General features: G+C 68.2%; 21 protein-coding genes. 7 read left to right on the forward strand and 14 right to left on the reverse strand.

Features of this window, described 5'->3' with window-relative positions:
• Positions 1–29 precede the first annotated feature (29 nt).
• Both guaB and ACWRN3_RS07080 read right to left on the reverse strand, forming a co-directional pair.
• Positions 30–1,541, reverse strand: coding sequence for an IMP dehydrogenase (guaB, locus tag ACWRN3_RS07075; RefSeq protein WP_159631427.1), 1,512 nt, complete (start codon positions 1,539–1,541; stop codon positions 30–32).
• A 223-nt stretch (positions 1,542–1,764) separates the two neighbouring features.
• Entirely contained in the window at positions 1,765–3,837 is a 2,073-nt protein-coding gene (locus tag ACWRN3_RS07080) for an acyltransferase family protein (RefSeq protein ID WP_476740341.1), read from the reverse strand.
• Positions 3,838–3,961: 124 nt separating this feature from the next.
• Here ACWRN3_RS07080 and ACWRN3_RS07085 point away from each other — a divergent pair, with 124 nt between their 5' ends.
• Positions 3,962–4,930, forward strand: a complete 969-nt coding sequence (locus ACWRN3_RS07085; RefSeq protein WP_324642573.1) for a DUF389 domain-containing protein — start codon at positions 3,962–3,964, stop codon at positions 4,928–4,930.
• A gap of 9 nt (positions 4,931–4,939) precedes the next feature.
• On the opposite strand, the gene ACWRN3_RS07090 is transcribed toward ACWRN3_RS07085, so the two are convergent.
• Positions 4,940–6,463, reverse strand: a complete 1,524-nt coding sequence (locus ACWRN3_RS07090; protein ID WP_476740222.1) for an ATP-dependent DNA ligase — start codon at positions 6,461–6,463, stop codon at positions 4,940–4,942.
• 70 nt (positions 6,464–6,533) lie between these two features.
• On the opposite strand from ACWRN3_RS07090, the gene ACWRN3_RS07095 reads away from it, so the two are divergent.
• Positions 6,534–7,136: a dihydrofolate reductase family protein gene (locus ACWRN3_RS07095; protein WP_476740342.1), complete on the forward strand. Its 603-nt coding sequence runs from the start codon at positions 6,534–6,536 to the stop codon at positions 7,134–7,136.
• 144 nt (positions 7,137–7,280) lie between these two features.
• On the opposite strand, the gene groL is transcribed toward ACWRN3_RS07095, so the two are convergent.
• The 3 genes from groL to ACWRN3_RS07110 all read right to left on the reverse strand — a co-directional run bounded on the left by groL (position 7,281) and on the right by ACWRN3_RS07110 (position 9,899).
• Entirely contained in the window at positions 7,281–8,891 is a 1,611-nt protein-coding gene (gene groL, locus ACWRN3_RS07100; protein WP_255172786.1) for a chaperonin GroEL, read from the reverse strand.
• Positions 8,892–8,970: 79 nt separating this feature from the next.
• Positions 8,971–9,264: a co-chaperone GroES gene (gene groES, locus ACWRN3_RS07105; protein WP_003805290.1), complete on the reverse strand. Its 294-nt coding sequence runs from the start codon at positions 9,262–9,264 to the stop codon at positions 8,971–8,973.
• A 254-nt stretch (positions 9,265–9,518) separates the two neighbouring features.
• The gene (locus tag ACWRN3_RS07110; protein ID WP_476740223.1) at positions 9,519–9,899 is read right to left on the reverse strand and encodes a hypothetical protein; all 381 of its coding nucleotides are present in this window, start codon (positions 9,897–9,899) and stop codon (positions 9,519–9,521) included.
• Between the two features lie 54 nt (positions 9,900–9,953).
• Between ACWRN3_RS07110 and ACWRN3_RS07115 the strand changes: the two genes are divergently transcribed.
• Positions 9,954–11,192 (forward strand): THUMP-like domain-containing protein, encoded by a 1,239-nt coding sequence (locus ACWRN3_RS07115; protein WP_476740224.1) that lies wholly within the window; start codon positions 9,954–9,956, stop codon positions 11,190–11,192.
• Between the two features lie 6 nt (positions 11,193–11,198).
• Here ACWRN3_RS07115 and ACWRN3_RS07120 read toward each other — a convergent pair whose 3' ends face one another.
• A complete protein-coding gene (locus ACWRN3_RS07120) occupies positions 11,199–12,017 on the reverse strand; it encodes a shikimate 5-dehydrogenase (protein ID WP_476740225.1) in 819 nt (272 codons plus the stop codon).
• Positions 12,018–12,060: 43 nt separating this feature from the next.
• Entirely contained in the window at positions 12,061–13,509 is a 1,449-nt protein-coding gene (locus ACWRN3_RS07125; RefSeq protein WP_476740343.1) for a glycoside hydrolase family 3 N-terminal domain-containing protein, read from the reverse strand.
• Between the two features lie 374 nt (positions 13,510–13,883).
• Here ACWRN3_RS07125 and ACWRN3_RS07130 point away from each other — a divergent pair, with 374 nt between their 5' ends.
• Positions 13,884–15,035 carry a glutamate--cysteine ligase gene (locus tag ACWRN3_RS07130; protein WP_324642580.1) on the forward strand — a complete coding sequence of 384 codons (1,152 nt, stop codon included), beginning with the start codon at positions 13,884–13,886 and terminating at the stop codon, positions 15,033–15,035.
• Between the two features lie 172 nt (positions 15,036–15,207).
• Entirely contained in the window at positions 15,208–15,885 is a 678-nt protein-coding gene (locus ACWRN3_RS07135; protein WP_476740226.1) for a CPBP family intramembrane glutamic endopeptidase, read from the forward strand.
• A gap of 11 nt (positions 15,886–15,896) precedes the next feature.
• Here ACWRN3_RS07135 and tsaD read toward each other — a convergent pair whose 3' ends face one another.
• The 6 genes from tsaD to ACWRN3_RS07165 are packed head-to-tail and all read right to left on the reverse strand — an operon-like array spanning position 15,897 to position 21,134.
• Positions 15,897–16,988 (reverse strand): tRNA (adenosine(37)-N6)-threonylcarbamoyltransferase complex transferase subunit TsaD, encoded by a 1,092-nt coding sequence (tsaD, locus tag ACWRN3_RS07140; RefSeq protein WP_476740227.1) that lies wholly within the window; start codon positions 16,986–16,988, stop codon positions 15,897–15,899.
• On the reverse strand, positions 16,985–17,455 hold the full coding sequence (gene rimI, locus ACWRN3_RS07145; RefSeq protein ID WP_476740344.1) for a ribosomal protein S18-alanine N-acetyltransferase: 471 nt from the start codon (positions 17,453–17,455) through the stop codon (positions 16,985–16,987). The genes tsaD and rimI overlap by 4 nt, the downstream gene beginning before the upstream one ends.
• Before the next feature lie 44 nt (positions 17,456–17,499).
• The gene (gene tsaB / locus ACWRN3_RS07150; protein ID WP_476740228.1) at positions 17,500–18,171 is read right to left on the reverse strand and encodes a tRNA (adenosine(37)-N6)-threonylcarbamoyltransferase complex dimerization subunit type 1 TsaB; all 672 of its coding nucleotides are present in this window, start codon (positions 18,169–18,171) and stop codon (positions 17,500–17,502) included.
• Positions 18,165–18,752, reverse strand: a complete 588-nt coding sequence (gene tsaE, locus ACWRN3_RS07155; protein WP_476740229.1) for a tRNA (adenosine(37)-N6)-threonylcarbamoyltransferase complex ATPase subunit type 1 TsaE — start codon at positions 18,750–18,752, stop codon at positions 18,165–18,167. The genes tsaB and tsaE overlap by 7 nt, the downstream gene beginning before the upstream one ends.
• Positions 18,749–19,987: an alanine racemase gene (gene alr, locus ACWRN3_RS07160; protein ID WP_159631416.1), complete on the reverse strand. Its 1,239-nt coding sequence runs from the start codon at positions 19,985–19,987 to the stop codon at positions 18,749–18,751. Before alr ends, tsaE begins: the two co-directional genes overlap by 4 nt.
• Before the next feature lie 55 nt (positions 19,988–20,042).
• Positions 20,043–21,134, reverse strand: a complete 1,092-nt coding sequence (locus ACWRN3_RS07165) for a carbohydrate kinase family protein (protein ID WP_255172795.1) — start codon at positions 21,132–21,134, stop codon at positions 20,043–20,045.
• A gap of 91 nt (positions 21,135–21,225) precedes the next feature.
• Here ACWRN3_RS07165 and ACWRN3_RS07170 point away from each other — a divergent pair, with 91 nt between their 5' ends.
• Both ACWRN3_RS07170 and mshA read left to right on the forward strand, forming a co-directional pair.
• Positions 21,226–22,638 carry a family 4 glycosyl hydrolase gene (locus tag ACWRN3_RS07170; protein ID WP_476740230.1) on the forward strand — a complete coding sequence of 471 codons (1,413 nt, stop codon included), beginning with the start codon at positions 21,226–21,228 and terminating at the stop codon, positions 22,636–22,638.
• 76 nt (positions 22,639–22,714) lie between these two features.
• Positions 22,715–23,980: a D-inositol-3-phosphate glycosyltransferase gene (gene mshA, locus ACWRN3_RS07175; protein WP_476740231.1), complete on the forward strand. Its 1,266-nt coding sequence runs from the start codon at positions 22,715–22,717 to the stop codon at positions 23,978–23,980.
• The last annotated feature ends 1 nt before the right edge of the window (position 23,981 follow it).

The raw sequence follows: 23,981 nt of genomic DNA on the forward strand, positions 1-23,981 counted from the left end.
GCCTCAGCGTGAATAAAACCCTTCGCCGTTTAGCGCGAGCCGTAGTTCGGCGCCTCGACGGTCATCTGGATGTCGTGCGGGTGCGATTCCTTCAGGCCGGCGGAGGTGATCCGGACGAACTTGCCGCGGACCTTCAGCTCGGGAATGGTGGGCGCTCCGGTGTAGAACATGGTCTGGCGCAGGCCGCCCACCAGCTGGTACGCCACTGAGGACAACGGGCCACGGTATGCCACGCGGCCTTCGATGCCTTCGGGGATCAGCTTGTCGTCACCGGAGACGTCGGCCTGGAAGTAGCGGTCCTTGGAGTAGGAGGTGTTCTTGCCCCGCGACTGCATGGCGCCCAGGGAGCCCATGCCGCGGTAGGACTTGAACTGCTTGCCGTTGACGAAGATCAGGTCGCCCGGAGACTCGTCGCAGCCAGCCAGGAGGGAGCCCAGCATGACTGTGTCGGCGCCGGCCACCAGGGCCTTGCCGATGTCGCCCGAGTACTGGAGGCCGCCGTCGGCGATCAGCGGCACGCCGGCCGGAATGGCAGCCTTGGCGGATTCGTAGATGGCCGTGATCTGCGGGACGCCCACGCCCGCCACCACACGGGTGGTGCAGATGGAGCCGGGACCAACGCCCACCTTGATGCCGTCGGCGCCGGCGTCAATCAGTGCCTGGGCACCTTCACGGGTGGCAGCCTGGCCGCCGATAACGTCCACGTGCGCAGCGACGGGATCGGACTTCAGCCTGCGGATCATGTCAAGGACACCCTGGGAGTGGCCGTTGGCGGTGTCCACGAACAGTGCGTCCACGCCGGCGTCCACCAGGGTCATGGCGCGCTCCCAGCCGTCGCCAAAGAAGCCGATGGCGGCACCCACCCGGAGGCGGCCTTCATCGTCCTTGGTGGCCAGGGGGTACTGCTCGGCCTTGGTGAAGTCCTTGGTGGTGATCAGGCCCTTGAGCCGGCCCTGCTCGTCCACGAGCGGGAGTTTTTCGATCTTGTTGGTGGCCAGCTTGTGCGAGGCTTCCTCGCGGCTGATGCCCACGTGCCCGGTGACCAGGGGCATCTTGGTCATGACGTCGCTGACCAGCCGCAGCGGGAAATCGGACTCCGGCACAAAACGGGTGTCGCGGTTGGTGACGATGCCCAGAAGGCGGTTGTCCTCATCCACCACGGGGAGGCCGGACACGCGGTAATGGGCGCAGAGATCATCGAGTTCGCGCAGCGTTGCCTCGGGGCGGATGGTCAGCGGGTTGGTGATCATCCCGGACTCGCTCCGCTTGACCCGGTCCACCTGGTCCGCCTGATCGGCGATGGACAGGTTGCGGTGCACCACGCCCAGGCCGCCCTGGCGGGCCATGGCGATGGCCATGCGGGACTCGGTGACCGTGTCCATCGCCGCGGAGAGCAGCGGGGTCTGAACGGTGATGCGCTTGGAAATTCGTGAGGACGTGTCTGCCTCGGACGGGATGACGTCGGTGTGGCCCGGCAGGAGCAGGACGTCGTCATAGGTCAGGCCGATGAAGCCAAAGGGGTTGTGTTCGGGCTCGGTCATGAGTGCGCCTCTTACCTTGGTTGCTGGGTCACGGGTAGGGGTTGCAGCCGATGACCAGCCCGTAATTACGGAACTGGCCTGTGCAGACGATCCTGCGGGAGCGCCGTGCAGCACGGCGTTCCGGGGGCAGAAAGTGTTGAGTAAATATTAGAACCTCGGCGCCAATCCCCCTATTCCACGCCGGCAATGTGAGCAACCCCACGGGCCCGGCAGGCGGAATGGTTCAGCTCCAGCCGGTGGCGGCCAGCAGCCGCTGCTCGAACATCGGGATCATGGTTTCCACATAGGTCCTGGTGAGGTGGTTGTCGTCCTTGTAGACGTACACGTTTCCCACCACGGCCGGGCAGACGCCGCGCGCGCAGATGAAGTCGCTCATGTCCATCAGGTGCAGCCCCGGCAGTTTGCCGCGGTAGTTCTCCAGCGGTGACGGCTCCACCAGGGACTCTGCCAGCGGCGGGTTGCAGGCAGGGGCGCTTGCCCCGTTTCGCTGGGCACACTGCGGCATGTTGAAGGTGAACCGGGGGTTGTCCCGGATGCCCACGATCTCGATTCCCGCATCAGCAAAGGGCCGGACGCCCTCGAGGTAGCCGGGCACTTCGGTCTCGAACGGGGCCTCCTCGTGGGTCAGTGAGGCCACGGTGAACACTGCGTCCGGCCGGTGTTCCAGGACATAGGCGGAGCTGGCGCGGTTGTAGGCGTTGCATTCGGCGTTCCTGGTGTCCGATTCGGCGCCGAAGCGGCAGGCAGGCATCAGCAGCGTTATCAGTTCCCAGCCACGGGCCGCTGCCACGGGCGCCAGGGCGGCGAGGTACTGCTGGGCGTGGGAGTCGCCCAGGACCACGATCCGCCGGGTGGCCGGTTCCTCCGGCAGCTCCTGCCGGCAGCCCTCAAGGACCGGATCGCCGGTGGCGTTGGCTCCTGTGCAGGGTGAATCGATGCCGGCCCAGTCGTTGTCGAGTGCGGTGGGTCCGGGGATGGTCCGCGCCCTTGGTGCGGGCGAGTTCTCGTTTTCCGGGGTGAGCACCAGGGCACCTGGCGTCAGCTCCCGCGGTTGGGCCGCCGTCGCGCTTTCCTCTGCGGTGAGCGTCGTCTGCCAAACCGCGACGGGCCCGGCCAGGACGGCGCCGCAGGCGACGATGACGACGGCGGTCCGCCAGGCGCGCAGCTTGGGCCAGTGCCAGTCGCGCAACGGCTTTTCCACGAAGCGCGTGGTCAGGACGGCAAGCACGATGGAGGCCCCGACGATGCCAAGACCCTGCTTGAGGTTCGGCGCTTCGACGCCGGTGGCGGCCAACACCAGCACGAGCACCGGCCAGTGCCAGAGGTACAGGGCGTAGGAGTTGTCCCCCAGCGCGACGGCGGGCCGACTGCTGAGGAGGCGGTCCACCCCGAACCGGCTGCCCGACTGGCCCGCGACGATGATCGCTGCTGCCGCAAGGGTCGGCCACAGGGCCACATATCCGGGGAAGGAACGGTCAACGGTGAGGACCAGCCCGCAGGAGACCATGGCGGCCAGGCCGGCCCATCCCAACGCCACGCGCAGGACGCGGCCGGGCTTGAGGTACGGCAGCGCCAATGCCAGCAGGGACCCCAGCGCAAACTCCCAAAGGCGGGCCCGGGTATCGAAGTAGGCGTACGCCTGGTTGGTGGCGGTCTGGTCAATGGAGTAGGCCAGGGACACCGCAAAGACCGTGCCGAACACCAGCGCCAGCAGGCCCCGGTACGTCAGCCATTGCAGGCGGGGCACCCTGCGGAGCCCGGCCAGCACGGCTGCCGTGGCGGCAAAGACCAGCGGCCACAGGATGAAGACCTGGCCCTGGATGGACAGCGACCAGAAGTGCTGCAGGGGGCTGGCACCGGCGTGGTCCTGCGCGTAATAGTCCACGGACAAATCGGCAAGGAGCCAGTTTTGGCGGTACAGCAGTGACGCCCAGGCCTGGTCGAGCACCTGCGGCCACCGGCCCTGCGGCAGGATCAGCCAGGTGCCGGCGAGCACTCCGAGAATCACCACGACGGCGGCTGGCAGCAGTCGCTTGAACAGGTGCAGCCAGTGCGCCAGGAGCCCGAAGGGTTTGCCTGATTCCGCCTTGCGGACGAAGGACAACGTGAGCAGGAAGGCCGAAACCAGCAGGAAGATGTCCACGCCGCCGGACACGCGGCCCAGCCAGACGTGGTAGATGACAACCATGAGGACGGCAAGGGCCCGGAGACCCTGGACCTCCGGCCGGAAAGTGGGCTTCCGCTGGCGGGGTGCGGCGCCGGGGCTGGGCTCGGGTGCCTTCGGGGTTTCCGTTATCGACACTAGAACCTCTCACAACGCCCGCCAGCCAAAACCCCAAGCCTAGCCAACGCGCTGTGCAACAGCCAATCACGCCGCCGGTTCCAGACTATGCTGGCCCCAGTCGTGGAAGGGAGCGGGCGTGGTTGTCCAGCTGCGGATTTGTGTGCCCGGGGAGCTGTCCGACGTGACCCGGCAGACCTGCTGCGACCAGCGCGGAACGGCAGAAGTCGCTGTGGTCCGGGGCGCCTCCGTGGTGCCGGAGGGCGATGTCATTGAAGTCCTGATCGCCCGGGAATCAGTGGAGGAACTTCTCGAAAAGCTGGAGATCCTCAAGGTCCGGGACCTGGGTTCCATCGCCATGGCCACACCGGAATTCGTCCTGTCCCGGAACGCTGACCGGGCCGAGCGCGCCGCCCCGGGCGAGGGCGCGGACGCCGTGATCTGGGAGGATGTCACCCGCCAAACGGGCGAGGACTCCCGGTTGACCTGGAACTTCCTTGCCTTCCTGGTGCTGGCAACCCAGCTCGCCGGAATCGGCATTGTGACCGACTCCCCCATCGCGATCGTGGGCGCCATGGCAGTGGGCCCCGAGTTCGGACCGCTGGCCGCGCTCGCGGTTTCGATCGCCACCCGGAAGTGGAGGCTCGGCCGCCGGGCTGCGGTCGCCCTGGCCGTGGGCTTCCCGGTTGCCATGCTGCTGGCGGCGCTGACGGCGTGGCTCTCGATCCCGCTTGGCCTCTTCCCGCGCGATGCCCTGGACAAGGGATCCGCCGTCGAGTTCATCTACCATCCTGGGCCGTATTCGTTGATCGTTGCCATCCTGGCCGGAATCGCCGGAATGCTTTCCATCATCGGCCGCCGGTCCGCAGCACTGATCGGCGTGTTCATCTCCGTGACAACGGTGCCGGCCGCCGGGTACGTGGCGGTGGCTTTGGTGCTGGGCGAATACCAGAAGGCCGCCGGTTCCGCCCTCCAACTGCTGCTCAACCTCGTGGGCATCGTGGTGGCCGCCCTCGCGGTGCTGCTCTTTTACCGGGTGGTCGCACGGCGCCTGCCCGATGGGGTGGCGCGCAGCCTGAAGCGCCAGCGGACCGGGACGGGCCGCTGACCGCTTGCCCTAGGAACGCAGCAGGGCGCGCAGGGTTTGGATGGTGTCCGCTTCCGCCGGGGCCTTGTCGTCCCGGTAGCGTTTGACGCGCGCGAACCTCAAGGCGATCCCGCCCGGGTAGCGAGGCGACTGCTGCACGCCGTCGACGGCTATTTCGACGACGGTGACCGGTTCAACCCAAACAGTGCCTGCCGTGCGCCGCACCTCAAGCTCCTGGAACCGCTCCGTCTGCCAGCGCAGCAGTTCATCGGTGAGTCCCTTGAAGGTCTTGCCGACCATCACGTAGCCGCCGGGTTTGCCGAACTCCCCGGTGGGGTCAAGGGCACCCAGGTGCAGGTTGGAGAGCATTCCCGTGCGGCGTCCGGAGCCCCATTCGCAGGCGAGCACTACCAGGTCATAGGTGTGGACCGGTTTCACCTTCACCCAGTTGGATCCACGCCTCCCGGCGGCGTAGGTCGATTCGATCGCCTTCACCACCACGCCCTCGTGGCCCGCGGCGAGTGCATCCCGCGACACCCGTTCGGCAACGGCCGGATCAGCCGTGACCTCCCCGGGAATCCGGTGCGCGGGCGCAACGCGTTCCAGGACGTCGATGCGGGTGGACAGCGGTTCGTCCAGCAGGTCACGTCCGTCGATGTGCAGCACATCGAAAAACCAGGGATGGAGCAGCGTTTCCCGGACTGCATCAGCGCCGAAGCGGGACATCGTTTCCTGGAAGGGCCGCGGGGCGCCGTCCTCATCCAGGGCGAGTGTTTCGCCGTCGAGGATCACGTCCTGCACGGGCAGCCCGCGGACCAGGTCAACCACCTCGGGCAGCCGGTGCGTCACCTCCGCGAGGTTCCGGGTGTAGATGCGCACGTCGTTGCCGGAGCGATGCACCTGGATGCGGGCGCCGTCGAGCTTGTATTCCACCGAGGCCTCCCCCGTGGCTTCGAGGGCTGCCCCGGCACTGCCCGCGGTGGCGGCGAGCATGGGCTGCACCGGACGCCCCACCACCAGGCCGACGGCGTCAAGCTCATCCGGGGTGCCGGTGAGCGCCAGGAGGGCGGTCCCGCCGAGGTCCCCGGAAAGCATTGCCGCACGCCGTACCGCCTCGACGGACCTGTCTGCGGCGCGGGCAATGGCATCGGTCAGCACTCCTTCCAGGGCGCCGGTGCGCAGTTCCCCGAGCAGCACGCCGGCAATGAATGACTGCTCCGACGCGGTGGCCGCTCCCATCAGCGTCCCGAGGATGGACGCCCGCCCCGCACCCGACCCGCTACCCGCTGTTGCCAGGAGCCGGTCCAGCGCGGCATCAAAATCCGCCACGGTGAGGCTTGGCTCCGCGGCGGGTTCTTCCTTGGCCGCCGCCACGGCGCTCCAACCGACGCCAACCCGGCCCTGACGGGGCTTGGCACTGAGCAAACCCACCGCCGTCGGGATCTCCGCGGGTTCCAGCCGGCGCAGGAGGCGGGCCAAAGCATCCACTTTCGCGAGCCGGGACCGGGTCGATGCGACGGTTTTCGTGGTGTCCACGAGCTCAAGGAGCAGCATGGCACCATCCTGCCACGGGCACCGGACAGGGACACTGGACACAGCCCCGGTGCGGGTCCACAATGTGCGCGTGGGGATCATCGTGGCGAACCTGTTCATCACCCTCGACGGCGTTTACCAGGCGCCGGGCGGCCGTGAAGAAGACCCCGAAGGCGAATTCGCGTTCGGCGGCTGGCAGGCGCCGGTGTCCGACGACGAGGCCGGCGCGTCGATAGCGGACGAGATCAGTCGGATGGATGCCCTCCTCCTCGGCCGGAAGACCTATGAAATCTTTGCGTCCTACTGGCCGCACCAGTCCGGTGACATTGCCGATGCCCTCAACCGAGTGCCCAAGTTCGTTGTCTCCGGCACGCTGGCGGACCCGGACTGGGCCGGCGCCACTGTCCTGCCGGATGCCGCGGCCGCGGGCGGCCTCCGGGACGGGTTCGGGCAGCTGCACATGTTCGGCAGCGGGGTCCTGATCCGGTCCCTCATGGCGGCAGGAGTGCTGGACCGGCTCCACCTCTGGCTGTACCCGCTGGTCCTGGGCCAGGGAAAGCGTCTGTTCGATGAGGGAACGGTGCCCTCCACCTTCACGCTGGCCGAGCCGGCCCGCAGTTTTCCGAAGGGGGCGGTGTCGCTGGTGTACGAGCGCGCGGGAGAAGTGGAGACGCAGGAGATGGCGGCCACCTAGTCCCCACCGTCCCCTAACCTCGCTTCGCTCGGCCAGGGAGCCCTGGCGGCGTGGGCCCACCCACCGTCCCAGACAACAACGCAAAAGGCTGGCCCGGCAGATGCCGGACCAGCCTTTTCAGCGGTAAGCCGCCAGGGCGCAGCGTTAGTGGCTGTGGCCTGCGTGCTCGTCCTCTTCGGCCGGCTTCTCCACGACCAGGGTCTCGGTGGTGAGAACCAGGGCGGCGATGGAGGCCGCGTTACGGAGGGCTGCACGGGTGACCTTGACGGGGTCGATGACGCCGGCGCCGATCAGGTCCTCGTACTCGCCGGACTTGGCGTTGAACCCGTTGTTGGTCTCGAGGTCTGCAACCTTGGAGGTGACGACGTAGCCGTCGAAACCAGCGTTCTGGGCGATCCAGCGCAGCGGCTGCACCAGTGCGCGGCGGACGATGCCCACAGCAGCGGCGGCGTCGCCTTCGAGGGCCTTGACGGAAGCGTCCTCATCCAGTGCCTTGAGGGCGTGGATCAGGGCGGAGCCGCCGCCGGCAACGATGCCTTCTTCGAGGGCAGCGCGGGTGGAGGACACAGCGTCCTCGATGCGGTGCTTCTTTTCCTTGAGCTCAACCTCGGTGGCAGCGCCGACCTTGATGACTCCGATGCCGCCGGCAAGCTTGGCCAGGCGTTCCTGGAGCTTTTCGCGGTCCCAGTCGGAATCGGTGCGGGTCAGCTCGGCGCGCAGCTGCGCAACGCGTGCAGCGACGTCCTCGGCAGAACCGGCGCCGTCCACGATGGTGGTGTTGTCCTTGGTGACGGTGATGCGGCGGGCGGTACCCAGCACCTCCAGGCCCACGGAGTCCAGGCTGAGGCCCAGTTCCGGGGAGACAACCTGCGCACCGGTGAGGGTGGCGATGTCCTGCAGCATGGCCTTGCGGCGGTCGCCGAAGCCGGGAGCCTTGACTGCTACGACGTTCAGGGTGCCGCGGATGCGGTTGACGATCAGCGTGGACAGGGCCTCGCCCTCAACGTCCTCGGCGATGATGAACAGCGGCTTGGAGCTCTGCAGTGCCTTCTCGAGCAGCGGCAGGAATTCCTGGATCGAGGAGATCTTGCCCTGGTTGATCAGGATGAGCGCGTCCTCGAGGACTGCTTCCTGGCGCTCCGCGTCGGTGACGAAGTACGGGGACAGGTAGCCCTTGTCGAACTGCATGCCCTCGGTGAGGACCAGTTCGGTCTGGGTGGTGGAGGACTCTTCGATGGTGATGACGCCATCCTTGCCCACCTTGCCGAAGGCCTCGGCGAGCAGCTCGCCGATTTCGTCGCTCTGCGCCGAAATCGCCGCAACGTTGGCCACCTGGGTGCCCTCGACCGGGCGGGCGTTTTCCAGCAGGCGGGCAGCCACGGCCTCAACCGCGACCTCGATGCCACGCTTGATCTGGCCGGGGGCAGCGCCGGCTGCAACGTTGCGCAGGCCTTCCTTGACCAGGGCCTGTGCCAGGACCGTGGCGGTGGTGGTGCCGTCGCCGGCAACGTCGTTGGTCTTGGTGGCTACTTCCTTGGCCAGCTGGGCGCCAAGGTTCTCGTAGGGATCGTCCAGTTCCACTTCGCGGGCGATGGTGACGCCGTCGTTCGTGATGGTGGGGGCACCCCACTTCTTGTCCAGGACGACGTTGCGGCCGCGGGGGCCGAGCGTCACCTTGACGGTGTTCGCGAGCTTATCGATGCCGGCCTCAAGGGACCGGCGGGCAGCGTCGTTAAACGCAAGCTGCTTTGCCATGGTTTTGTCCTTTCAAAGACAGAAACCCCGCACTGCCGGCCAGCGTGAGCATGGCCGGCAGCACGGGGATCCGGAAGAATTACTTGACGACGATTGCCAGGACGTCGCGGGCGGACAGCACGAGGTACTCGGTGCCGCCGGTCTTGACTTCGGTTCCGCCGTACTTGGAGTAGATGACGACGTCGCCAACTGCTACGTCAACGGGAACGCGGTTGCCATCTTCGAAGCGGCCGGGGCCTACTGCGACAACTTCGCCTTCCTGCGGCTTCTCCTGTGCGGAGTCCGGGATGACCAGGCCGGAAGCCGTGGTCTGCTCGGCTTCGAGCGGGCGAACAACAATACGATCCTCAAGAGGCTTAATAGAGACCGACACTCGGACCTCTCCTTTTCGTCAGCAAATTCGTGGACTGGAAAGCTTTCCGCCGTAGCTGGCAAACCGTCGTCGCGGTGCCGGCAGCAGCCTGGCTGGCAGCTCTTCATGTGTTAGCACCCTCCTAGGGAGAGTGCTAATGAAGACTCTATGTAAGGGTTAGCACTCGGTCAAGGTGAGTGCCAACGTTTCGTCATGGGCGTACAGCCTGGAGTGGACGACGGCGGGTAACCGGGGACCGAAAGGACGCTCTGTCGCTACCGGCCCAGGTCGTCGAAGTCCACGTCCTCGCCGCCCTCCGTGTCGCCGCCGCCCTGCTTCCGTCCCCGGAAGAGCACCCAGCCGGACACCGCTGCGGCGAGCAGCGCGGCAACGAGGAAGAAGATGCTCCCAGCCCGCGCGCCGTCGTACAGCCCGCGGATGTCCCGGGCCTCCTGGGTGTTGTCCTGGACGTCGTTGCCGCCCACGGAGTAGACGGTGGCGTTGAACGTATCCAGCAGGAAGATGAACACCAGCAACGCGATGGAGACCACGGCCACGACGGCGGCCGCGATCAGCACAGGACGGGCGAACCTGGCCGGATGGCGGTCGCCGGACTCGTGGTCGCCGGTCTCGCGGGGGGCTGCGCTCTCATCCATGGATTCAACACTATCCGCATCCCGGCCACGCGCTCCTCCACTAGGCTGGAACCCATGGCTCACGCTCCCCAGGACCAGATTGCACAGGACCAGATCGCACCATTGCTGACCCCCGAAGGCTGGGAGTTGCTGGCGTCCCTGGGCCCCTACCGGGACGAGGACTCGTTCGAGCTGAACTCCGCGCTCCGGAAAGCCGGGCACCCGCCCGCGCTCGTGTCCGCCGTCCTGACCCAGTCACGGCTGCGCACCAAGGCAGAGGGGAAATTCGGGGAGTTCGCCCGGCAGATGCTGTTCACCCAGGCGGGCCTGGAGCAGGCCACGCGCCTCAACGTCGCCGCCCACCACGCCCAGCGGTTCGCTGCCGCGGGGATCAGCCGCGTGGCGGACCTGGGGTGCGGCCTCGGCGCCGATTCCCTGGCGCTGGCCTCCCTGGACATCAACGTCACGGCCGTCGAAATGGACGAGACCACCGCGGCGTGCGCCACGGTGAACCTCATCCCGTTCCCCAACGCCACGGTGGTGCACGCCGATGCGGAATCGGTTCCGCTGGACGGGATGGACGGCGTCTGGCTGGACCCCGCCCGGCGGGTCACCTCCACCTCCGGCACCAAGCGGATCTGGGACCCTGAGGCATTCTCCCCGCCGTTGTCCTTTGTGGAATCACTGGCTGCCCAGGGCAAGGCCGTGGGAGTGAAAATGGGCCCGGGCATGCCGCACGAATCCGTGCCTGCGGGCTGTGAGGCGCAGTGGGTATCGGTGGCCGGGGACGTCACGGAGGTGACCCTGTGGTTCAACGCCGTGCGCAGGCCCGGGGTCCGGCGCGCTGCCCTGGTCCTGGGGCCGCAGTCTCCGGCGGAACTGACCAGTGCCGAGGACTTCGGCGCCGGCCCGTCAGCGCCGGTGGGCCCGGTGGAGGGATACCTGTACGAACCCGACGGCGCCGTGATCCGCGCGGGACTGGTGGCAGACGTGGCACTGCAGCTCGGCGGGCACCTGGTGGACGAACACATCGCCTACATCTGCGCTCCCGAACTCCTGGCCACCCCGTTCGCGCGGGCCTACAAGGTCCTGCAGGTCATGCCCTACAACGTGAAGGCGCTCAAGGCCTGGGTGAAGCAGGAGGGCATCACCGTGCTGGACATCAAGAAGCGCGGCACCGCGGTCACCCCCGAAGAGCTGCGGAAGCAGCTGCTGCACGGCGGAAAGAACGCCAGGAAGGGCGGCAAAACGGCCACCTTGGTCCTGACGCGCCTCGGTGAGGACCGGGTGGCCATCGTGGTGGAACCCGCCTAGCTTCACCTACTGGGCGCGCATGAACTCCTCGGCCGCCCGCACCTGGTCAGGGGTGGGCCGGACGCCTGTGTACAGGACAAACTGCTCCAGTGCCTGGATGGTGGCCACCTCGGCCCCCGTGATCACCGGCTTGCCGGCGGCACGGGCGGCCCGGATGAGCGGCGTTTCGGCAGGCAGCGCCACCACGTCGAAAACCAGGCGGGCCGCCTCGATGGCCTCCACCGGGAAAGCCACGGTGTCCGCTTCCGTCCCGCCGGCCATCCCCAGCGGGGTGACGTTGATGATCAGGTCAGCCGTCCCGCCGTCGATCGCTGCACGCCATTGGAAGCCGTACTGGTCCGCGAGCGCGCGCCCCGCGGCCTCGTTCCGGGCCAGGACGGTGACGTCCGTGAATCCGGCGTCCCGGAGGGCGGCAACCGTGGCCTTGGCCATGCCGCCGGCGCCCTGCACCAGCACCGAATAGTCCGTGGGGACTGCATTGGTGGCGAGGAGTTGCTCGATCGCGGTGTAGTCGGTGTTGTACGCCTTGAGGTGCCCGTCCGTGTTCACGATGGTGTTCACCGAGTCGATGGCCTTGGCGGAAGGGTCCATCTCGTCCACCAGGGCGATGACGTCTTCCTTGTACGGCATGGAGATGGCGCAGCCACGGATGCCCAGCCCGCGGACGCCGGCGATGGCCTGTTCGAGGTTGGTGGGCGCGAAGGCCTTGTAGATCCAGTTCAGGTCCAGCTGTCCGTAAAGGTGGTTGTGGAACCGGGTCCCGTTGTTGCTGGGACGGGCCGAGAGCGAGATGCAGAGGGTCATGTCTTTATTCAGAATGGGCACCAGACCATTAAACGCGTTCCAGCCGGCGTGGGCGTCCAGGGACTTAGGGGCAGCCGGTTCCCGCGGGGAAAGGCCCGACGGCGGCGGGCAGCTTCCCCGGAGCGGGCGCCTTCCCTGCCAGCACGGCGGCCAGCGCGTCGAAGGCGGCGTCGGTGCGGCCATAGAGTGCCACCTTCACCGGCGCACTGGACCCCTGGAGCGGCCACGGAGCGTCGAGGGACACGGCGATGTCCCCACCGGCCGGTTTTCCACCAAACCCGATGAGGTTGACCAGCGGCCCTGATCCTACGGTGAGCCCGGCGCGCGCTGCGGCGGCTTCGAAGCGCTCCCGGTCCCCCGGTCCCCCGCCGGCCACCCGCACGGAACCGGGCACCAGGGGTCCGCTGCAGGGACCGGATACAACGGTGACGGCCGACGCCGAGACCTGGGCGGACAGGGCTGCCCCGCTTCCGGCCGGTGCACCTGCGCCCGCTGTTCCGGCAGGCGGGGTGGTCCGGGCATGCCAGATCATCATGGTGGCCACGCGCTGCGCTGCCTCATCCAGGCGTGCGGCGGGAAGTGTGCCGGCAGCCAGGGCCTGGACGATGGCGGCGTGCGCCTGCTCCACGTCCGAAGGCATCAGCAGCAGGTCGGCACCGGCGGCCAGTGCCTTCACTGCAGCCGCGCCGGACGGGTACTGCTTGTCAACGGCACCCATGTTGAGGGCGTCGGTTACGGCCACGCCCTTGAAGCCCAGGCCCCTGAGCGCCGCGTAGCTCGGCGCCGAGAGCGACGCCGGCACACCAGGTTCCAGCGCGGGTACGGCAATGTGCCCGGTCATGACAATAGGGAGGCCCGCGGCGACGGCAGCTTCGAAGGGTTTCCAGTCCCGGCCCCTGAGCACGTCGATGCCTGCCGGCTGGACGGGGAGGCTGAGGTGGGAATCCGCCGTCACCGAGCCGTGCCCGGGAAAGTGCTTGACGGTGGGGAGCACGCCGGCGTCCAGCATGCCTTGGGAGAAGGCGGCGCCCTGGGCCGCCGCCGCGGCAGGGTCGCCGGACATGGAACGCGCCCCGATGGTGGGGTCTGTAGGACCGACGGTCACATCCGCGTCCGGGGCGAAGTCGAGGTCGAAGCCCAGCGGCACCAACTCACTTGCCAGGCCCTTGCCGGCCGTGCGCGTCAGGTTCAGGTTGCCGGCGGCCCCGTAGCTCATGGGAGCGGGCCACTCGGTGAGGGGCGGCCCCAGGCGTGCCACCGAGCCGCCTTCCTGGTCCACGCTCATGATCCCCGGCCAGCGCCGTCCGTCGGCGGCAACAGCCTGCTGCAGCCGCTGGTTTACGGCGGCCATGGCGGCCACGTCCACCTTTCCCTGCGGGTCGCGCGGCACATTGTCGCCCATGATGATCGATCCGGCCAGGTGCAGGCGCTGGATAAGCGCCGCATGGGCTTCCACCTGGTTGCCCTTGAAGAACGGAAGCAGGACCTGCCCGGCTTTCTGCTCAGGCGACATCGCCGCAACGGCCGCAACGGCGGCGTCCTGGTCCCGCTGCTCCGGGCCCCACCCCAAAGGCCGGGAACCCGGGTCAGGCGACGGGGAAGCCGCAGGAGGTGCCGGCGTCGTACTTGCTGATGCGGTGGGGGACGCCCCGGCGGGCGGGGCGGAGGATGAGGGCGGTGCGGCGCTTGGGGCGGCTGAACAGGAGGCCAGCGCCATTACGGACAAGGCCAGGAGGAGAGGGAAGGATTTGGCAGGACTGTGACGCAGGGGGAACGGTGCCATCAGTACGATGCTACCCCTGCACTAGACTTGAACCACCCGTTCGCCTGCCGGCTGCAGCCTGTGAGCGGCATCAGCCAGCGGCAAACCGGACAGTAAGGAAACGTGTGAAGATCGACTTCGCGTCATCGAGGCAATCCACCCTCGGTGTTGAGTGGGAGCTTGCCCTGGTGGACGGGAAGACGGGCGAACTCGCTTCCGTGGCCAACCAGGTGCTCCGCGGCGTGGCGTCGCGCCACCCCGAACTCAACGAAGACGACGAACATCCGCACATCAAGCAGGAACTGCTGCTGAATACGGTGGAACTGGTCACGGGCATCTGCGAAACGGCAGCCGAGGCCAAGGAGGACCTCAGCCGGTCCGTCGCGGCCGTCCGTGAAATCACCGATCCCATGGGCGTGGAGCTGTTTTGCGCCGGCAGCCACCCGTTCAGCCCTCCGCAGCTGCAGCCGGTGACGGACAAGGCACGCTACGCCAAGCTCATTGACCGGACCCAGTGGTGGGGCCGGCAGATGGTCATCTACGGCGTCCATGTCCACGTGGGGCTGGACCGCCGGGACAAAGCGCTCCCCGTCCTGGACGGCCTGGTCAACTACTTCCCGCACTTCCAGGCGCTCTCCGCGTCCAGCCCGTTCTGGGGCGGTGAGGACACCGGGTATGCCTCGCAGCGGGCCCTGATGTTCCAGCAGCTTCCCACCGCGGGGCTGCCCTTCCAGTTCAAGTCCTGGGAGGAATACGAGTCCTACGTCCAGGACATGTTCACCACGGGCGTCATCGACACCATCTCGGAAATCCGGTGGGACATCCGGCCGGTGCCCGCCCTGGGCACCATCGAGATGCGGATCTGTGACGGCCTGGCCACGCTGGAGGAAGTCGGGGCCATCGCGGCGCTCACCCAGTGCCTGGTGGATGAGTTCTCCACCACCCTGGACAACGGCGGAACCATCCCCACCATGCCGCCGTGGCACGTCCAGGAGAACAAGTGGCGCGCTGCCCGGTATGGCCTGGACGCCATCATCATCCTCGACGCCGCGGGCAAGGAGCAGCTGGTCACCGACCACCTGCTGGAGACCCTGAACCGGCTTGAACCGGTTGCGGCCAAGCTGGGGTGCCCCGACGAGCTGGCCGACGTCGAGAAGATCATCCGCCGCGGTGCGGGCTACCAACGCCAGCGCCGGGTGGCTGCCGAGAACGGCGGAAACCTTCAGGCTGTGGTGCTGGACCTGGTCAAGCAGATGCGCAACGGCCCCACTGCCTGACCCGCCCCCCTTACTTGCTCCATCAGATATGGCTCCTAAACCGGCGGTTTAGGAGCCATATCTGATGGAGCATCGCAGGGATTGACGGAGGACTTAGGACCCTGCCAAGACCTGCAGCGCGGGGTGATCCTTGTCCCGTAGTCGTGTGGGTTTCGGCGGGAAGGAAGGCCGGATGTCGACCGCTCCTGCCGAGGTTAAGCGTCCCCGCCGGGTCTTGCCACTTTTTGCCGTGCTGCTGGTCCTGTTCGCGGTGGCGGCACTCTGGCCCGTTGTGGGTCGTGTCACCGGCAACGCAGAACTGCCCGTACAAGTCGCCGCGAATCTGGCGCCGTTCGCAGTCTTCTTTGGTGCCGTAGCCTTGGCGGCCCGGTTTGAGGGCATCTCCCTGGCCGCCGCCGTCGGGTTCTCGACGCGGCATGCCGTGCGGCAGCTTCTCACCGCCCTGGCGCTCTTGGCCGCCACACTGGCCCTAACCGTCGCTTCGGCAGCCCTGGGCTTCCGTATGTTCGGCGAAGGGGAGGCCGGGCTGCTGTTCTTCCTGTACGCGGCCTTCCGCAGTTTCCTGCTGGTGGGCTTTGGGGAGGAGCTCATCTGGCGGGGCTACGTTCTGGGCGCAATGCGCCGAAACATGCACTCCGATGCGGCCGCTGTCCTGCTGTCTTCGGTGCTCTTCGGGGTGTGGCACTACCCTGGCGGACAGGACGTGCTCCAGGTGCTGATGACCATGCTCTTCGGCGTGCTGTGGGGCATGGCCCGCCTAAGGATCCGGCATTGCTCAACGTTCTCCACCGGAACCGCCCACGGGCTGCATGACCTGGCGTTGCTCGTCATCGCCACTCTCACCGCCTGAGTTGCCCGAGGTCAGGCCGGAAGCGACACCGAGGTGACGGGCATCGAGGAGTCCGGGGCGAATTCGATGCCGCTGGGTTCGGCACCGGCCATCACCAGCTGGGCGCCAAGCGCGGCCACCATGGCGCCGTTGTCCGTGCACAGGTCCAGCGGGGGAACGTGCAGCCGGATGCCGGCGGAGGCGCAGCGTTGCCCGGTCAGTTCACGAAGGCGGGAGTTTGCCGCCACGCCGCCGCCCAGCAGGACATCCTTGATGCCCTGCTCGCGGCAGGCCAGGACCGCCTTGGAGGAGATCACATCCACCACAGCCTCCTGGAACGCTGCGGCAATGTCGGCCACCGGAATCTCTTCGCCACGGGCCTCGAACTGCTCCACGCACCGGGCCACGGCCGTCTTCAGGCCGCTGAAGGACCAGTCGTACCGGTGGGGGCCGGGTTCATCGGCCGTGCCCATGTACTTGGGCTGGGTCAGGCCTCGGGGGAAGCGGATTGCCTTGGGGTTGCCGGTACGGGCCATCTTGTCGATGGCCGGTCCGCCGGGGTAGCCAAGTCCCAGGATGCGGGCCACTTTGTCGTAGGCCTCGCCCGCGGCGTCGTCAATGGTGGAGCCCAGGAGCTCCACATCGCTGGTGATGCTGTTGATGCGCAGGATTTCGGTGTGGCCGCCCGAGACCAGCAGGGCGCCCAGGTTCTCCGGCAGCTCCTGCCTGCGGCCCGTGGCGCGGTCGTCCAGGAGCCCCACGCCCACATGCGCCACCAGGTGGTTGATGGCGTAAAGCGGCTTTCCGGTGGCCACGGCAAGCGCCTTGGCAGCACACACACCCACCATCAGCGCGCCGGCAAGCCCGGGCCCGGAGGTGACGGCGATCGCGTCCACCTGGTCCAGGGTGACGCCGGCGTCCGCGAGGGCCTGTTCCAGGGTGGGAACAAAGGCGTCGAGGTGGGCGCGGGAAGCGATCTCGGGGATGACTCCACCGAAGCGGACGTGCTCGTCCATGGAGGAAGAGACCGTGTTGGTCAGGAGGGTGGTGCCGCGGACGAGGCCGACGCCGGTTTCGTCGCAGGATGATTCGATGCCCAGTACCAGGGGCTGCGTACGGTTCATGCCTGGCCTGCCTCCGTTGCTTCGTGTCCTTCAGGGTGTGCCGCGGGCAGCTGGAGCCGCATGATGAGGGCATCCACGCCGTCCCGGTAGTAGCGCGGGCGGACGTGGATCTGTTCGAAGCCGAACCGCAGGTAGAGCTGTTGTGCCCGGGGGTTGTCGGCGCGGACCTCGAGCAGGACGTCGGCGGCGCCGCGGTGCCGGGCCTCGTCGATCAGCTGCGTGAGCAGCGTGCTGCCGATGCCGCGGCCTTCGTAGTCGGGGACGACGGCGATGGTCTGGACGTCCGCGATGGGTTCGATGCACATCAGGCCGGCGTAGCCCACGATGCCGCCGCTGGTCTCCGCCACCAGGTAGCGGCGGGTCTCCGGCTGGGAGAGCTCATCCAGGAACATCTGCACGGGCCACGCATCAATGGGAAAGAGCTTGTGTTCCAGTGCACCGACGGCAGGCACATCATCCAGCGTCATGTCGCGGACGGTGACGTCCGCCGCGCGTGGGTCCGGAGTGCTGCTCACAATGCCCGCTTCCGTGGTCCGGGGACCTGCGCGTCGGATTCCCGCAGGTACAGGGGGGTGGAGTCCAGCAGGGTGTGTCCTGCCGCCAGCCGTGCCAGGGCGAACTGGCCAAGGTACAGGGCGTCCGGTTGCTCCGCGGCGAAATCCGGGTGGGCCTGGAGCACGCTGGCGTAGAGTCCCGCGCCGGCGCCGAACGCAGGCAGGGCAGGGAGGTCAGATGCGAACCCGACGTGGGGGCCATCCTCCAGCACGGGCAGCTGGCCGTCACCCAGGCTGTACCGGGCCCAATAGACCTCTTTGCGGCGTGCGTCCGTCACCACCAGGAACTCGGATACGGCGGCGGTGGACTCCGCAACTTCCAGGGCCATCGCGTCCAGGCTCACCAGGCCATGCAACGGTTTGCCCCACACGAAGGCCAGGGTGCGGGCGGTGGCAATGCCGGAGCGCAGCCCGGTGAAGGGGCCCGGACCAACGCCCACCACCAGGGCGTCCACGTCCTGCCCGGTCACGCCCGCTGATGCCAGCATGGCGTGGATTCCGGGGGCAAGCACCTCAGCGTGGCTGCGGGTGTCCTCCGTGGCGAAGCTGGCCAGCACGCTTTCCGGGGCATCATCGGTGACCAGCGCAGCGCTGGCCACCGCCGACGTGTCAATAGCGAGGATCAGCATGCCGCTCCCCCGTCGGGTCCGGCCAGTTCGGGAACGGCGGCCCACCGCGGCCCGTACCCGCGCATCACGATGGTGCGGGGCTCATCGGTGTCTTCGGCGTCGAAGTCCAGGCTTGCGGAGGTGCCCGCCGCGGCGCTGCCCAGGCCAATCGCACGGTGCAGGTCGATCTCCAGCCGGCTGTCGCTCAGGTGCTCCACGCGCTCATGTCCCCACTCCACCACCGTCACCGAGGAATCCATGGTGTTTTCGAGGTCGATGTCATCAATCTCCGCCGCCGAGCCCAGCCGGTAGGCGTCCACGTGCACCAGGTCCGGACCGCCCGGACGCGGGCCGTCCGGCAGATTGGGATGGATCCGGACCAGGACGAACGTCGGAGAGATGATGCCCGGGCGGACACCCAGGCCTTCGCCCAGGCCCTGGGTGAAGGTGGTTTTCCCGGCACCCAGCTCGCCGGACAGCACCAGCAGGTCCCCGGCCTGCAGTACCTCCGCCAGGCGTGCGCCGAAAGCGTGCGTCTGTTCCGCCGTCGTCGCCGTGAAGGTCTTTTCCCAGTTGGCGGGCAGTTCTTCGGGCGTGCTCATGCCGCTCCCGCCTTGCCGGGGACGCCCGCCAGGGTGTGGCCGGCTTCCGCGCGCTCGTCTTCGTTGATGAAGCGGCGGGGAACACGGGGACTGATCCTGGTCACGACCTCGTAGTTGATGGTCCCGGCGGCGCGTGCCCAGTCGTCAACCGTGGGTCCGCCGTCGGCCCCGTTACCGAACAGCTCCGCCTCCGCGCCCTGCAACGTGGCGCCCGATGCCTCCGGACCCAGGTCGATGACCATCTGGTCCATGGCGATCCGCCCTACTACGGGGTAGGTTTTCCCGGCCACGCGGACGGGGCCGCCGGTGGCGACGCGGGGGACGCCGTCGGCATAGCCCAGCGGAATCAGCGCCAGGGTGCTCGCCGTCCTGGTGCGGTAATGCAGCCCGTAGGAGACGCCCTGCCCCTCGGGCACCTCTTTGCACTGCGACACCAGGGTGCGCAGCGTCATGGCGGGGCGGAGGCCCAACTCCGCGGACGTCTGCCCGTCGAATGGCGAAAGCCCGTAGATGCCCAGGCCCACACGGACCATGTCGAAGTGGGTATCGGGCCGGGAAAGGGTGGCGGGGGTGTTGGCAAGGTGCCGGACCTCAGGATCCACGCCCGCGTCCTCGGCAATGGCCAGGGCCTCCCGGAATGCGGCCACTTGCTGGTCCGTCTCGGGCCGCTCCGGCTCATCAGCCACGGCCAGGTGCGAGAAGATGCCCACCACGCGCAGCAGCCCCTGGTCCTGGTACTCCACGGCCTCCCCCACCAGGCGGTCCCATGCCTCGGGCGTTGCGCCGTTGCGGCCCAGCCCGGTGTCCACCTTGAGGTGCACCCGTGCGGGACGTTCCTGTTCGCGGGCGGCGGCCACGATGCGTTCCAGCTCCCAGCCCGAGCAGCCGATGTCGACGCCGGCAGCCACGGCGGCGCCGAAGTTGCTGTCGGTGGTGTGCAGCCAGGCGAGGAGGGGCGCGTCGATGCCGGCGGCGCGGAGCGCGAGGGCCTCGGAAATGTGCGCCACGCCCAGCCAGGACGCGCCGGCCTGCAGGGCTGCACGGGCCACGGGGACCGCGCCGTGCCCGTACGCATCGGCCTTGACCACGGCCATGACTTTCGCGGGGGAAGCAGCGGCGGCAAGCCGGCGGACGTTGTGCCGGATGGCCTCCAGGTCGATCACGGCGGACCGCTCATGGCGGGGGTCCGGCCCGGAGGCAGCGCTGAATTCACCGGTTGTTGCGGGGTAGGTCACCCAACTGATTCTAGTGCGGGCACTTCGCGCCGAATAATCGGGCGTCCGGCGCTCCTCAGGCGTCCGACAGGTGCGCGATGGTGGCCGCCGCCCGGCGCTGGGCCGCCAGCGGCACGTCCTCGATGATGTCCGCGAGGAATCCGAAGCGCCGCAGCCATTGGCTCATCTGCCGTTCGGGGCGGGCGTTGGCGCGCTTCCACCAGTCAGCGATGTCCCCCCAGCCAGGGGCGGCCAGGGATCCGCCAACCTCCTGCACGGCCAGGGAGGCGCACAGGTTGGCAAACCGCAGCCTGTCCCCCAGCGGCCAACCGGCCAGGGTGCCCACGATGAACGCTGCGTCGAAGCAGTCACCGGCTCCCGTGGGGTCGTGCGCCTTGACCGGAAGCGACGGGACCCACTCCTCCTCCCCGGTTTCAGAGTCGACGGCCATGGCCCCCTGCGCTCCCAGGGTCACCACGGCCACCGGTACCCGGTCCGCGAGAGCGTAGAGCGCACTCCACGGATTGTCCTTGCCGGTGAACGCCATGGCCTCGCGCTGGTTGGGCAGGAAGGCGTAAAAGTACTGCAGGTTGTCGAGCCGCACGGGCGCCCACTCGCCGCTGGGATCCCACCCCACGTCCCCGAACAGCCTCACCCCGGCGGCATGGGCTGCCCGGGCCCACGGCTCAACCTCAAGGCCCACCTCGGCGATGCCGGCGCGCGCCTGGGGCGGGTCTCCAATCAGCTCGGAGTTTGTCACCGGCGCCGAGTGTCCGTGGGTTACCAGGGAACGGTCGCCGTCCACGCAGAGGGACACCGTCACCGGCGAGTGCCAGCCCGGGACGCGGCGGGAGAGGCTGAGGTCAACGTGCTCCTGGCCGGAGAGGATCTTCCAGTTGAAGTCGCCGTATCCGTCGTCCCCGAACGCCGCTGCCAGGCCGGTGCGCAGGCCCAGCCGCGCGGCGGCGATGGCCTGGTTGGCCACCCCTCCGGGACAGCTGCCCATGCCGTCACTCCAGATTTCCGTACCTGGTTCGGGCCCGTGCGGGAGGCCGGTAAAGATGATGTCCTGGAAAACGGTCCCGGCCAGCAGGAGATCGAATCCGGGTTCCCCCGGCGGGCGGACGGCAGCCAGAGGATCGAAGGGGCGGGCTGGCATCGCGTCCATAGTGCGCAGGATACGCCGCGCGGCAGTGCTCCGGTAGGGGCCTTGGACACGGTATGGACACGGTGTCGGAGGCTGGTCCTAGACTGCATCCATGCGGCTTCTGATTGCCGGCGGCGGGGGTTTCAGGGTGCCGCTCATCTACCGGGCGTTGGTGTCCGGGCCCTTTTCCGGCCTGGTCACGGAGCTGGTGCTGTACGACGTCGATCCCGCCCGCCTGGATGCCGTCACCGCCGTGCTGCGCAGCATGCCGGCAGGCCAGGGTGCACACCTTCCGGTGCATGGCACCACAGATCTTTCCGCTGCCCTCTCCGGCACCTCCATGGTCTTCGCCGCGATCCGGCCCGGCGGCACCGCGGGTCGTGTGGCCGATGAGAAGGTGGCACAGGACCTCGGGCTGCTGGGCCAGGAAACCACCGGGGCCGGCGGGATTTCCTACGCTTTGCGGACCATCCGGCACATGGTGGGCCTTGCCCTGCTGATGCGCGAGCACTGCCCGGACGCATGGCTGGTCAACTTCACCAATCCGGCCGGAATAGTCACCGAGGCCTTGCGCCCTGTCCTGGGGAACCGGGTCATCGGGATCTGCGACTCCGCGGGAGGGCTGGTGCACCGGGCGGCACGGGCTGCGGGTGTCCCGTTGCCGGAGGGACGGCTCGACGGCGTGGGCTACTACGGGTTGAACCACCTGGGCTGGCTGTACCGGCTGGAGTCCGGCGGACGGGACGTACTGCCCGGCCTGCTGGCTGACGCCGGGGCGCTCCAGTCGTTCGAGGAAGGCCGGCTCTTCCCGCAACCGTTCCTTGCCGGACTCAGCATGCTGCCCAACGAATACCTGTATTACTACTACCAGCGCGATTCGGCCCGGCAGGCAATGCAGGCCATGGCACGCACCCGCGGGCAGACCATCCACAACCAGCAGCAGGAGCTGTATCCGCGGCTGGCCGCCGCGGGCCCGGACGCATACCGGCTGTGGGAGGCGGCGCGGCGCTCCCGCGAAGAGGGGTACCTGGCCGAGGCCCGGCACGACGGCGAGCGCCGGAACGAGGAGGACCTGGCCGGCGGTGGCTACGAACGGGTGGCGCTGGCGGCGATGCAAGCACTGGCTGGCGGGGGCGATACCCAACTGATCCTCAACACTGTCAACGCTCTGCAGGCCCCGTCGGCACCCCCGCCACGCCCCGGCAACCGTGACCTGCTCCAACCCGCCATTCCCGGCCTGCCGTCGGACGCCGTCGTCGAAGTCCCCTGCACCGTCACCCCGGCCGGAGCCGTGCCGTTGCCCCAGCAGGAACCGCCGGAACCACAGCTGGGCCTGCTCCGGCAGGTCAAGGAGGTGGAACGGCTCGTTGTCCTGGCCGCGGGCACCGGCAACCGGGATGCCGCCGTCGAGGCCTTCGCCCGGCACCCGCTCGTGGATTCGGCGGACCTGGCCGCGAAGCTGATGGCCGGTTATCAGCGGGCGTTTCCGGTTTTGGGGAAGATGTGGGAGGGCGGTGGGCGTTAGGGGAAGGAGTAATGTTTTACCGGATGTGCACTGAGCCGGCTCCCCTGACACGCGCCGGCGGCCGGAAGGAGGTCCCGTGGCACTGATCCGCAGGGTCGCTTTGCTTTCCCTCCACACCTCCCCCATGGAACAGCCCGGCTCCGGTGATGCCGGCGGAATGAACGTCTACATCCGCGAGCTGGCCTCGGCACTGGCCGAGGCAGGCGTGGAAGTGGAGATCTTCACGCGGGCCACCTCAGCCGACCAGCCCGCCGTCGAGCATCCCGACCCCGGCGTGTGCGTGCACAACGTCCTGGCCGGGCCGCCCAGGAAGATCCCCAAGGAGGAACTTCCCGGGCTGCTGCACGCCATGGTCGCGGAAATTGAGCAGATCCGCCGCCGCCAGCCGCACGGCCGGTACGACGTCCTCCATTCCCACTACTGGGTGTCCGGGATAGCCGGGCTGGAGCTGTCCGAGCTGTGGGGCGTTCCGTTGGTCCACACCATGCACACCATGGCCAAGGTCAAGAACCTGTTGCTGGAGTCCGGTGAGCAGCCGGAGCCCCGGCGCCGCGAACTGGGCGAGCACCGCATCGTCGACGGCGCGGCCAGGCTTATTGCCAACACCAGCTCCGAGGCCGCCGAACTCGTGTCCCACTACGGCGCCACCTACGACCGCATCGACATCGCGCCACCCGGTGTGGACCTGGCCACGTTCACCCCCGCGTTCCGGGCACGGTCCAGGGCGGAGCACGGCGTCAGCCCCGACACGTTCCACCTGGTGTTCGCCGGCCGCATCCAGCGCCTGAAGGGCCCCCAGGTCCTGGTCAAAGCCGCGGCGCTGCTGCGGAAACGCCGCCCGGACATTGACCTGCGCGTCACCATCCTCGGTGCGTTGAGCGGCAACAAGGAATTCAACCTCCGCTGCCTGGTGGCTGAGGCGGGAATGGACGACGTCGTCACGCAGCTTCCGCCGGTGAAGGCACCTGAGCTGGCGTCCTGGTTCCGTGCGGCCGACGTCGTGGTCATGCCTTCCTTCAGTGAATCCTTCGGGCTCGTGGCACTCGAGGCCCAGGCCTGCGGGACGCCCGTGGTGGCCACCCGGGTTGGCGGGCTCTCCCGCGCCATCTTCCACGGCCGGACCGGGCTCCTGGTGGACGGCCACCATGCTGCGGACTGGGCCGATGCCCTGGAATCCCTGTACGACGACCCCGCCACCCGCGAGGACCTGGGCCGCGCCGCCGCCATCCGTGCCCAGAACTCAGGATGGCAGCGCACTGCCGCCATAACGCTGGAAAGCTACCATGCCGCCGTCGACAACTTTGTGGGCCGCCGCCTGGCCCCGGTGGTTCCGGCTTCCTGAC

The sequence above is a fragment of the Pseudarthrobacter sp. rb genome (assembly GCF_056389225.1).